10 protein-coding genes are annotated in these 12,143 nt (G+C 43.6%); 3 read left to right on the top strand and 7 right to left on the bottom strand.

Annotated features, from left to right (window positions below):
- A partial coding sequence (locus SU60_RS11165) for a retention module-containing protein (protein WP_041155575.1) occupies nucleotides 1-2,277 on the bottom strand: 2,277 nt, incomplete at its 3' end.
- A gap of 813 nt (nucleotides 2,278-3,090) precedes the next feature.
- Between SU60_RS11165 and SU60_RS11160 the strand changes: the two genes are divergently transcribed.
- Nucleotides 3,091-3,339, top strand: coding sequence for a YgjV family protein (locus SU60_RS11160; protein ID WP_041155574.1), 249 nt, complete (start codon nucleotides 3,091-3,093; stop codon nucleotides 3,337-3,339).
- 219 nt (nucleotides 3,340-3,558) lie between these two features.
- On the top strand, nucleotides 3,559-3,945 hold the full coding sequence (cueR, locus tag SU60_RS11155) for a Cu(I)-responsive transcriptional regulator (RefSeq protein WP_041155573.1): 387 nt from the start codon (nucleotides 3,559-3,561) through the stop codon (nucleotides 3,943-3,945).
- Between the two features lie 56 nt (nucleotides 3,946-4,001).
- On the opposite strand, the gene SU60_RS11150 is transcribed toward cueR, so the two are convergent.
- The 6 genes from SU60_RS11150 to rbsD all read right to left on the bottom strand — a co-directional run bounded on the left by SU60_RS11150 (nucleotide 4,002) and on the right by rbsD (nucleotide 10,035).
- Nucleotides 4,002-5,009 (bottom strand): substrate-binding domain-containing protein, encoded by a 1,008-nt coding sequence (locus tag SU60_RS11150; protein ID WP_041155572.1) that lies wholly within the window; start codon nucleotides 5,007-5,009, stop codon nucleotides 4,002-4,004.
- A gap of 15 nt (nucleotides 5,010-5,024) precedes the next feature.
- A complete protein-coding gene (gene rbsK, locus SU60_RS11145) occupies nucleotides 5,025-5,945 on the bottom strand; it encodes a ribokinase (protein WP_041155576.1) in 921 nt (306 codons plus the stop codon).
- A 191-nt stretch (nucleotides 5,946-6,136) separates the two neighbouring features.
- The gene (gene rbsB, locus SU60_RS11140) at nucleotides 6,137-7,015 is read right to left on the bottom strand and encodes a ribose ABC transporter substrate-binding protein RbsB (protein WP_041155571.1); all 879 of its coding nucleotides are present in this window, start codon (nucleotides 7,013-7,015) and stop codon (nucleotides 6,137-6,139) included.
- A gap of 91 nt (nucleotides 7,016-7,106) precedes the next feature.
- Nucleotides 7,107-8,090 (bottom strand): ribose ABC transporter permease, encoded by a 984-nt coding sequence (gene rbsC / locus SU60_RS11135; RefSeq protein ID WP_041155570.1) that lies wholly within the window; start codon nucleotides 8,088-8,090, stop codon nucleotides 7,107-7,109.
- A complete protein-coding gene (gene rbsA, locus SU60_RS11130) occupies nucleotides 8,087-9,592 on the bottom strand; it encodes a ribose ABC transporter ATP-binding protein RbsA (RefSeq protein ID WP_041155569.1) in 1,506 nt (501 codons plus the stop codon). Before rbsA ends, rbsC begins: the two co-directional genes overlap by 4 nt.
- 23 nt (nucleotides 9,593-9,615) lie before the next feature.
- Nucleotides 9,616-10,035: a D-ribose pyranase gene (rbsD, locus tag SU60_RS11125; RefSeq protein ID WP_041155568.1), complete on the bottom strand. Its 420-nt coding sequence runs from the start codon at nucleotides 10,033-10,035 to the stop codon at nucleotides 9,616-9,618.
- Nucleotides 10,036-10,509: 474 nt separating this feature from the next.
- Between rbsD and SU60_RS11120 the strand changes: the two genes are divergently transcribed.
- On the top strand, nucleotides 10,510-12,143 hold a 1,634-nt coding region (locus SU60_RS11120; protein ID WP_041155567.1), incomplete at its 3' end, for a GGDEF domain-containing protein.

Genomic DNA, 12,143 nt, shown 5'->3' with positions numbered 1-12,143 from the left:
ACCATTCTGTGCATGGTCGATTGGCCCTTCTAACGTGAAGTTATAAGTACCGTCCGTGTTTACAACTAGGGTAAATACGGGTTCTACCGTGGTTCCGTTATCTGCGGTCGCTGTGTACGTAAAACTGCCGTCTGCGTTGGCGGTTTCGATTAAGTTTACCGCAACACCTTGTGATGTCAGGTTCGCGACTGGGGTTGCGTTTGTATCGAGTTGGTAACTCACCACACGATCAGAGCCCTGAGTCGTGGTGAAATGCCCATCGATAGAAACAGAATTTGAGCCATCAGAGCCAATATTCGCCAAATCGTCTTCATCAACCGCTAATGCATCAACACCGTCAATACTAGGAATATCATCTTCGACTTGAATAACGATTTGCGCAGCTTCAGGTGTGTTCGAACCGTCAGTAATCGATGAACGATCACCGTCCGCATCCACCGCATAGACTGGCAAGCCAAAGGACAAAACATCATCGTTTGATCCAGTATGATCCAACGGTTCGTAAAGGTTGAACTGATAGTCTCCTTGAGTCGGAGAATCGATGGTAATATCAAATACCGTTACGCGCGCACCGTTAAGCTCAATAACACCTTCATAGGTGCGCATACCGTTCAATTCTGAAGTCAGCTCTAGCTGAACAATTTGTCCTTGCGATTGTAACTCTCCAGAAAGGTTAAATTCTGCCGGCTCCAGTTCGTAATGATCTATAACGTCACTACCAACCGATGTCGTGATTGAACCTGTACCACTTGTTACTACTGAACCTTCTTGCGAACCTTGCTCTACTCCAGATTCATCCAAAAAGAGGCCTGTAACATTCTCAATGACCGGGTTATTCCCATCCAAAATCGTTAGGTTAAACGTACTATTGGCTGTGTCTTGGTCAAAATCGATGATGGTCGTCGGTAACGAGAGCTCAATATTATCTTGAGTATTAGTTTGCTCTAACGGTTTGAACTGCTCAAATTCATAGGTACCGTCTGTATTTAAGCTAATGCTCAATACAGGCTCACCGCTACCTTCAATTGAGAGTGTAATCGTCGTACCGTCTTGCGATAGTTCAGCCACCGTTGATTGATTATCACTTAATAGGTTGTCAAATTGACTCAAACCTTCAGAGTTGAAAGTGACCGACGCCAGTTCATCACTGCCAATATCAACAAAACGGCCGCTGATTACAGTGTCAGAAGAGTCAATATTTTCAAACGAAATATCTTGAGGGCTGGGATCGGCACCATCAACGACAGTCGTAACGACATCAATCGGTGAACGAATGCTGTTGCCAATGATATCAGTGCCCGTAATTTCAAATGCAATGCTGATCTGATCGCCAACAATGTCAACTTGACCACCAGCAACCGACGGCACATGGTCAATACCTTGGCTAATGGTTGTTTCTACTTCTAGTTCTAGGTCTTTGCCGATTGAGGTGGCTTCGATATCAATTCGCAGCACTTCATTACCGCTTTGTGAACCAATAATCGAGTTTTGGGTTTGATCATATACAAAGGTAACGGGCTGGCCGTTTGATGTAATATCCGTGTTCAGTTCAGCCAAAAGAGACGTTAACGACAAAGGCGAAATAACGAGTGACGTCGGATCGAGAGCAAGATCACCCGCTTCAATCAGCGCCGTAACCGATGTGGTTTGAGGATACGTAGAAAGAGAAACCGATCCTTCGACGACGCGCGATTCCATTGATTCACCGCCATCTGCAAAAATCGTCGCGTTTGCGCCTTCTCTTCCCGCATAGACAGGTTCGCTATTTTGCGTTGGAGAGGTTTCAAAAAAGGTAGAAGCCAACAGTTCAGGGTTATTATATTCAACCGTCACATAACCAGCGTTTGCCGAACCCTGCGCACCACCTGCAGCAGTCGGTTGGAGGATTGCTGTCGGATCTTCTCCATCCAAAATAGCCTGTTGGATGGCAGCGATATCGTTTGTGTTTAAATTAGCGTTATCTACTGCATTAAGATCAAATGAGATTTGTCCTTCGACTTGAGTTTGAGCGATTTTTGGCGTTTGAGATTGCGCCGCCAAAGCTAATTGCTCAGGTGTAGGCACGGGCAAGCATGCGACACAATTTTGGTCAACAATGTAGAGTTCATTATTCGCTAGTACGTCAAGAGAGGCTTCATTTTCTGTAATGATCACCTCACCCATTTTCAGCTCATCACCAACCGTGGCGACCCGGATCTTTCCTGAAAGATCCAACACTAACACCTCTCCCGTTACAGCATGTACAACGGCGTTCTGCGACACGGTTTGTGTACTCATCAATTTCCCCGCAAACGATCAACATTTTTTACAACTGATAATCCAGAGTGCGTTAAACTAGTATTTCGTATAGCACATAGGATCCATATCAAGCCAAAAGGACTAAACAGCCCTGCAATTAGACGATAATAATTCGAATTTTTCTGTCAAATCATGTCAATTATCAAGGTTTTCTCAAAAACAAGACAGCAATCTCATAAAAGTATGCTTACAGAAAACAACTGTGCCTTATAAACAGAGATAATACCAATTATAGCAACCAGTATTGGTATTCCGCTAAAGATTCTATTACATATGCTGGTGCGTTTTTGGAGATGCACGAGTAATGGAGATGAAAAGAACATAACAAGCATGTATTGGACCATATAATCAGGTTGATCCGCTGAAACTAACCACAAATGCAATATCAAATGCATACTTAAAGACCAAGTTTTTGGCTTTAATCTTAGACTTACCACTGTAAAAACCGCTAACCCAGTAACAAAATAAATCATAAAAACACGACCAAACGAAAATAATTATCATTTGCAATACTATGGTGTTTTATTCCGACTTTCAACAGTGCTGGACTATCAATTCCATTGCCAAAACCAATTATTTACAAAAGTATAAATAAAATTTTTCTGATTAAACGTTTGCGTAATCGCTAACTCTCTCTTAACGCCGAATTGAGCCTTTTATCACGCTTTTTCCATTGCTATAGTACAGCCAACTCAAAACAAAGACCGTTCGAGGCATGGAGCTTCCTCAATAATCTCAAGATGAGAAGAATTGGTACCGACAAATTCGGCAGATTTTAAAGAGGGTCAAATAATGGAAATGAATATGGTTGAGTTTTTAGGTTACGCTGCTTCAATCATGGTTGCGATCTCGCTAACAATGAAAGATATCGTTAAACTGCGTATCTTAAACTTTATCGGTTGTGGACTATTTACGGCGTATGGCCTGATGATTGACGCATGGCCAGTCGTACTAACCAACGGTTTCATCGCATGTGTTAACGTGTACTTCCTTGCAAAAATGCAGCAAGAAAAGAAAAACCTACAGCCAGAAAACGCGTAGTAAAAATTAGATCAACAACAATTTTACAACGGCCTGTCAGTATATTGCTGACGGGCTGTTTTTGTTTGAGCCAGTTTTTATTTAATCGAGTTTTTACTTAAGCCAATAGCAAAAGCCACCTTATTCTTCATAGACTTAGCAGTTAGGCTTCGCGAGAATGATTGGTTTATTGCTCGGTCTGTGTATACTGAATTTAGATTTGGACCATGGGAGAAAATCATGAATATAGGTGCCGTTGCTAAACTTACAGGACTATCCTCTAAATCCATTCGCTTGTACGAAGACAAAGGCATTATCTCACCACCAGCACGCAGTGATTCCGGTTATCGTGAATACACAGAGAACCACATTCAAGAGCTCAACTTAGTCTCCCGCGCCAAAAGTGCAGGCTTCTCGCTGCAAGAATGCAAAGAGTTTGTACACCTTGCTCATGACCCAAATAGAAAAAGCAGCGAAGTAAAAGCACGCACCATGGATAAATTGAAAGAGGTAGAATTAAAGATTTCGCACTTAATGGAAATCAAACAACAGCTAGAGAGTTGGGTGTCGTCATGCCCTGGGGATGGGAAAAGTCGTTGCCCAATCATGGATGAACTGACGAAATGACGAGACGCGCACTGTTTCGTTATACCACGATGCTCTGCCAGACTTCGCCAGGTTATTTAAATAATGGATTTCACACTACCGCGCTCAACCAAAGTCGGCTCTAACTCGATAACTTGAGCTTGGTCTGATTTATCATCGAGTTTACGTAGCAAGGTCTCGACTGCAACTTGACCAAGACGATATTTCGGTTGATGAATGGTTGTCAGCGAGGGAGACATAAATTTCGCAATGTGAATGTCATCATAACCAATGATCGAAACATCATCAGGTACCTTAATGCCAAGCTCATTCGCTGCATTGATAACGCCCATCGCCATCATGTCATTGGAAACAAACACCGCTGTGGGCAGCGCTCCACGCTGTACAATTTTTGTAAACGCCTGATACCCACCTTCACATTCGAAGTCTGCTTCAACAATCCAATCTTTATTGAACGACAGTCCGGCTTCATTCATCGCCCTTTTGTACCCTTCATAGCGCATTTGTGCTTGATGCTTAATGAGCGGACCAGTAATACACCCAATCTCTTTGTGACCGCTATCAATCAGGTATTTTGTGGCCATATATCCACCACGCAATGAATTATCTTGAATCTTATCACTGGTAAATAACATCGGGCCCCAGTCCATGACAACAACAGGAATATCAGGGTAACGCTCAAATACTTCTATACGCTCCCCTTCTAATGAGGAACACATCAAAATTAAACCATCAACACGTTTTTGCAATAGCGTATTAATGGACTCTCGCATGCGTTCGTTATCGCCTTCGGTGTTACATAAAATAAGACTGTAACCTTTGAGATAACAACTGCGCTCAACACCTTTTACCACTTCACCAAAAAACGGGTTAGTAGAAGTGGTGACCAACATGCCAAACGTTTTGGTTCGGTTGACTTTAAGACTACGCGCCAAAGCCGATGGCGCGTAGTAATTGAGTTCCTTAGCCGCGTTATTGACTCGTTCAGAAATCTCTTCACTGACAAAGCGAGTTTTATTAATAACATGGCTAACGGTTGACGTAGAAACACCGGCCAGTTTTGCGATGTCTTTCATTGTAGCCATGCTATCTGCTCCTTGTTATTGGACTTTCGCCAGAAAATTATTCACTTCATCACGAGTAGGAATCGATGTCTGTGCACCAAAGCGAGTAACGGATATCGCCGCTGCTGCATGCGCGAACTTAATCGCTGATTCTAATGGTAAATCCTCCAATAGACCAGTCACAAGCGCCCCGTTGAAGGTATCGCCAGCGGCTGTAGTGTCGGTGGCTTCTACACGAAAACCCGGAATGATGTCTCCACGACCATTTTGACTCAACCACACGCCTTTCGCTCCCAGCGTGATCATCACGATTTCGATGCCTTTTGAATGCAAAACATTCGCGGCTTCCTGAGCACTATCGTTATCAGTAACGGTCACTCCTGTTAGTACTTCTGCCTCGGTTTCGTTAGGGGTGATTACATCAATACACGCTAATAGCTCATCGGACAATTCACGGGCTGGCGCAGGATTCAATATCACATTAGTTTTTGCAGTTTTTGCAATACGGGCCGCCTTCTCAATCGCGCAAATTGGCGTTTCTAGTTGCATCAACAAATAGTTGGCTTGACGAATACGCTCTAAATCCGGGTCTATGGCGTCAGAGGTTAACTTCGCGTTTGCCTCGGCTGAAATACAAATTGTGTTCTCACCACTGTCTGACACTTGAATCATGGCAATACCTGTAGGACAGTTAGGCTGCATCTTAACGCCTGAAATATCAATACCGTCCATTTTGAAATTTTCGCGAATATTAATGCCAAATGAATCGTCACCAACACACGCGATAAAACCAATATCTGCCCCTAAACGTGCAGCGGCGACAGCTTGATTCGCCCCCTTCCCACCAGGGATAACTTGATAGTTGTGACCATGAAGCGTCTCGCCTGGGCGAGGAAAAGAAGGCACTTGAAGAACATGGTCAGCGTTAACACTACCTAATACCACTAACTTATTCATACGGTTATCCTCAGTTCTGAATGAACCCTGTTTGAAAACTGTTTGTTGAAAAAATAGATGACGTTGGCTTCTCACACCTAAAGGAAATAGAGGAAAAGGCAATGGCATCCATTCTTGCCCTCCCTTCTGAAACGACAGAAGTAAACAAAAGAGAGAGCAAAGAAATCAGAACTCGTTATTTATCATTCCGCTTATTTTGTAACGACTTTCAACGGTACAGGAATGTACTCCTCAACTTTTTCGCCTTTGAGTACTTTGTCTGCTGTTTCGATACCAAGAGAACCAATGAGATCAGGTTGTTGTGCAATCGTCGCTGCAAGTTTGCCTCGGTTTACCGCTGCAATACCGTCGTCGGTACCATCAAAACCAACAATCGTCACATCCTTGCCTGAAGCCTGAACCGCACGCAGTGCACCTAGTGCCATTTCATCATTCTGTGCAAATACAGCCTGCACATCTGGATTGGCTGCTAATAGGTTTTCCATTACATTCAAACCCTTAGTTCGGTCGAAGTCCGCTGGTTGACTGGCTAGCAGCTCCATATCACTACTCTTAACCGCAGTCATAAAGCCTTCACCACGTTCACGCGCAGCTGAAGTACCCGCGATGCCTTCTAGCTGAATAACTTTTGCTTTTTCGCCAACTTTTTCCATGATGTAATGACCCGCCATTTCACCACCAATAACATTATCTGAAGCGATGTGGCTAACAACGTCACCACGACTCGCACCACGATCCAGAGTCAGCACTGGGATATTTGAACGGTTCGCCATACGGATCGCATTCGATACTGCGTCAGAGTCTGTTGGATTGATCAGAATGGCCTTCACCCCGCGAACCGTGAGATCTTCAACGTTAGACAGTTCTTTACTCGGGTCATTTTGCGAGTCGAGAACAATCAAATCGTATCCCAGTTCCTTCGCTTTTGATTCCGCACCATCTTTCATCGAAACAAAGAAAGGGTTATTCAAAGTGGATACGACAATCGCCATTGTATCTTGTGCCTGAGCAGCCACAGATACAGTAGAAGAAAGCAGCGCAGCAGAGATAAGTGTTGCCAATTTTTTCATCGTTCTAGTCCTTTATGTAGGGGGGAGTCAGCCAGTTAGCTGACTCGGTTTTTATTTAGGATTTAATACAAAGTGATCAGAGTAATTTCAATTACTTATTTTTGTTGTCGACAAGTACCGCCAGCAGAATCACGACGGCTTTCGCGATCATTTGGTAGTAGCTAGAGACATCCAATAGGTTGAGCGCGTTATTCAAGAAACCAATGATTAAAGCACCAATCAGAGTTCCCATGATTCGTCCTTTACCGCCCATCAGGCTTGTTCCACCCAATACAACGGCTGCGATGGCATCAAGCTCATACCCCATACCTGCCGTCGGTTGCGCAGAAGAAAGACGTGACGTCACAATAATGCCCGCAAGTGCAGCCAACATACCGCAAATCGCATATACACCCATCTTAACTCGGTCAACATTGATGCCCGATAGTCGAGTCGCTGATTCATTACCGCCTAGTGCGTAAACATAACGGCCGAAGCGTGTGTGATTAAGTAAATACCATGCTGCTGCAAACACCACTACCATCAACCATACTGGCACTGGAATACCTAAAGCGTAACCGGTACCGAACCATGCAAACGCATCTGCGGTATCGGTAAAACCTGTCGAAATTGGGCGTCCTTCGGTGTAAACCATAGTGACACCGCGTAATAACGTCATGGTAACCAGCGTTGCAATAAACGCCTGAACTTTACCTTTTGCAATGATAATACCGCTGATTGCACCTAAAGCTGCCCCCGCAAGTAACGCTGTAGGCACGGCAATCAACACTGGCACTTCCATTGCAATCAAACTTGCAGCAAATGCTCCACATAACGCCAGTACAGAGCCAACACTTAAGTCGATGCCAGCGGTCAATATCACCAACGTCATCCCCACTGCGATGATCGCGTTAACGGATGTTTGACGTAGAATATTAAGAATGTTGTCAACCGTAAAAAAGTTCGGGTTCAAAAATGACACGACAACAATTAGGAATATCAGCGCAATCAATGATTTTTGCTCTATCAGCCACTCTTTAGTGAAGAACTTTCTGCTCTCTGCTTGCGCCGGTTTACTCATGGTATTGGTACTCATGCTGCTTCCTCATTAATATTTTTGCCTACTGCACAAGCGAGTAGTTTTTCTTGATCAGCGACTTTCGCATCAAATTCGCCCGTGATACGACCTTCATGCATGACAAGAATACGATCACTCATCCCAAGCACTTCTGGCATCTCTGACGACACTAAGATGATGCTCATGCCTTCGGCTTTAAATTTATTGATTAACTGATAAATCTCTTTTTTTGCACCAACGTCGACTCCGCGGGTTGGCTCATCAAGAATCAATACTTTCGGCTTTGTCATTAGACCTTTTGCAATGGCCACTTTCTGCTGGTTGCCCCCAGAAAGGTTGCCAATGATTTGGTCGCGGCTTGGTGTTTTGATATTAAATAGCTTGATAAAGTCTTCGACCGCCATGACCTCGTCGCCATGTTGGATCTGGAATCCATTGGTTAATTTATCTAAAGAGCACAATGACATGTTCTCTTTCACTGACAGACCTAAAACTAAACCATCACCTTTTCGGTCTTCCGAAATATACGCAATACCGTTAGCTAGGCCATCTTGCGGGCTGACGGGGTTAATGGTTTTGTTCTCAAGGTTTATCACACCGCGCTCACTTGGTAATGCACCGTAGATAACCTTCATCAACTCAGTTCGCCCAGCGCCCATCAAGCCAGATATTCCTAGGATTTCGCCACGCTTTAGCGTAAAGCTCACGTCCTGGACTCCTGACCCCGTTAATCCAATAACTTCAAGACAAGTTTCGCCATGTGTCGCGGCAATACGTGGATATTGCTCTTCTAATTTACGCCCAACCATCATTTCGATAAGACCATCTTCATTGGTATCAGACACCTGACACTCTCCAATGAACTTACCATCGCGAAGTACAGTAATATCGTCACAGATTTCAAAGATCTCTTTCAAACGATGCGAGATGTAAACAATGCCACAACCCTGAGCACGAAGTTCTCTAATCACCTTAAACAACGACTCAGTTTCCGTATCGGTCAACGCATCCGTTGGCTCATCCATAATGATGACTTTGGATTCAAAAGAGAGGGCTTTGGCAATTTCCACCATTTGCTGCTCACCCAGACTTAAGTCCCCAAGTAACGTTTTCGCACTGTGTTTAACATTCAGACGCTGCAGAAGCTTATCGGCCTCTTGATACATTTTGTTCCACTGAATTCGCCCCATTGGGCTTGTGAACTCGCGGCCTAAGTAAATGTTTTCAGCGATCGTCAGCTCGGGGATTAAATTCAGCTCTTGGTGAATGATACTAATACCCGCCTCTTGAGAGTCTCTTGGCCCTTTAAATGACGCTGACTTAGATTGGTATTCAATGCTGCCAGAATCCATGTGATAGATACCGGTAAGCACTTTCATCAACGTGGATTTTCCTGCGCCGTTTTCCCCCATTAGAGCCATCACACGGCCTGGGTAAACATTCAGACTGGCTTTATCGAGTGCCTTAACACCAGGAAATGCTTTTTCAATCTCGCTGAGTCGTAGGATTGCTTGGGTCATAATTTGTCCTCAATTAGTCTGGCTTAAAAAGCGACACCGGCTTGGAAAATGACGTTAGCATAAGGTGTACACTCGCCAGTACGAACCACCGCACGACTTTGAGTAGTGCGCTGTTTGAATGCCTCGTGAGATACGTAACAGATTTCAATCGGCTTACCAGCTTTATCACTTTCTCGGTTCAGCTCTGTCAATAACGCTTCATGCAGTTCTGGGCTCACTTGAGAAAACTCTTCCGCTAAGATGACGCTTTCAATTTGCGACTCTGACAAAATCACTCGAACGGTATCTAAAAAACTCGGGACACCATGAGTTAACGCCAGGTCGATTCGTTGCACGTGATCCGGAATGGGTAAACCAGCATCACAAACGGTGAACTCATCGGTATGGCCAAGTGTGGCCACTAAATAAGAAACATCGGCGTTAATTAGGCTACTTTTTTTCATCTTCTCATCGACCTTCAATTACAAGTTCATACAACGATGGGGCTCTGAACTAAGCGACTTTCTTTATTAACAGAAAACTCATCGAAACGTTTCGATAGAATATAAAATCGATGAATGAATTTGACTACCATCAGTCTTCTAGGGTGTGAGAATGATCAGCGTTCTAACGTCTGAGACAGGCGAAAAAACCACCCAAGTCACACTTTGCCATCGAAACGTTTCGATGGCTATGCATGAAAAAAGCAGTAAACGACTAGGTTGAGTTTTTTTAACCATTCTTTTTGTCCAATGACTGAGAAACGCCTGACGTATAAGTTAATAAAGGTTAAAAATCGCCCCACTTTTCATATAAAATTGTTATTTATCTGCGCGAAGCCTTACAATCTCGTTACGTTAAAAGAATCGCTATGCGCGTTCCATACCTTTACGGTAAGCAACGTTTGTAAGGACACAAACAGAATTTAAAGAGCCAGAATGAAATTAAGCCATAGAGTCATTTTACTAGTCACGCCAGTTATCTTAGTGAGCGCGCTTGTATCCAGCTACATCATCTATAGCATCCAAAAAGTTACGCTCATTAAACGAGAAGATAGCTACATACAGCTGCAAATGGAAAAGCTCGCTGGACAATTTAGACAAGCAAATATCTTTCTCAATAGCTACGCTTACACGTTGGGTAAAAGTGATGTCTTGCAGGACTTTTTACTCAACTACAACAATCCATATAGAGAAAGAGTTCTGTTTTCTCGCCTTGAAGAAACAGCGGATGTATTAAGTCATGGCTATCATGGTGATACCAGCATGGCCATTCTCAATGGCAAAAAAGACCTAATGTACTACACCGACAATCAATTTTATGATTCGACAAGTGAGGTAGACCCTAAGGTTTTAGATTACATATCAACGCAATACGAAAAGACCAAAGCGTTTGATCATACAAGTTTTATTTATAATTCCAGCGGGCAAAGTGTTTTGCTTCGTTACGAGGTTATCGATAAACGTACAGGAAAACAGCCGCTGAGTTTCGACCCTCATAATGCCTTTTTTGTCGTCGTTTCGGTGTCTTTAGAAGCATTTAGTGATATAAAACACGAAATCGAATTCGATACTCACAGCATAATTACCTTTGCAGATAAGCCGATCCACCTGGATATCCCATTAGCTCAAACCATTGAGTTACTCCCCCACTTTTTCGCGATCTTATCTCCTGCCGAATACCTGATGTGGAATAAAGTCGATAAAGTCTGGCTAGAACTTGCACTCTCGTTTGGTATAGCCGCGCTTTTAACCATAGCGCTCATCGTGTTAATTCTCTATCGATATGTCCTGCATCCGGTTTCACACCTCGACAAGCAACTTAGCGAAATAGAATTAAATCAACGCGACAACATCGAAAAACTAGGAACAGACGACGAAATTGGACGCCTTTCATCCCGTTTCTTCGACATGTATAAAGAGCTGGATACGATATACAGAAAAACAAAGCACTTAGCTGAAACGGATCATTTAACGCAGCTTGCCAATCGACATCGATTTCAAGAACTGGCAAATCGCGAACTCGCCGCGCCTTCTGAAAACTTTTGGGTTATTTATATCGACTTAGATAACTTCAAATACGTCAATGATAAATACGGGCATGAGCTTGGTGACGAGTTATTGAAAACCTTTTCAGCACATATTAAAAACATTTGTCAGAAATTCTCCTACGACTATAACAGCCCCTGCTTCGGTGCACGTCTGTCTGGCGATGAGTTTGCGATCCTTCTTAGCTCAGACCAAAGTGATGAAAACATTCCGGATTTACTCGCTTTAGAGCTCCTAAGTCCAATTAACAATTTAAAGCATTCATGGAGTCGCTCTTTCCCTGTTACCGCAAGTATTGGTATCGCGAGTTACCCTCAAGATGGCACCGACATTGCCAAATTACTATCCAACGCGGACGCCGCCATGTACCAAGCGAAGCGCGCGGGTAAAAACCAATTCGCTCATTTCTCAGCCGAACTGAATATTAAAGCGCAGAGACGAAGCCAAATAGAGCGAGGTTTGAGAAAGAGTAACGTTGAAGAAGAGTTCCAACTGGTCTTTCAGCCATATTTAAACACTAGCCC

This window comes from Vibrio mytili (assembly GCF_000830505.1).
In the GTDB taxonomy this organism is placed as follows: Bacteria; Pseudomonadota; Gammaproteobacteria; order Enterobacterales; family Vibrionaceae; genus Vibrio; species Vibrio mytili.
Note: the sequence above shows the minus strand (reverse complement) of the source record. Positions and strands in the feature narration are given on the sequence as shown.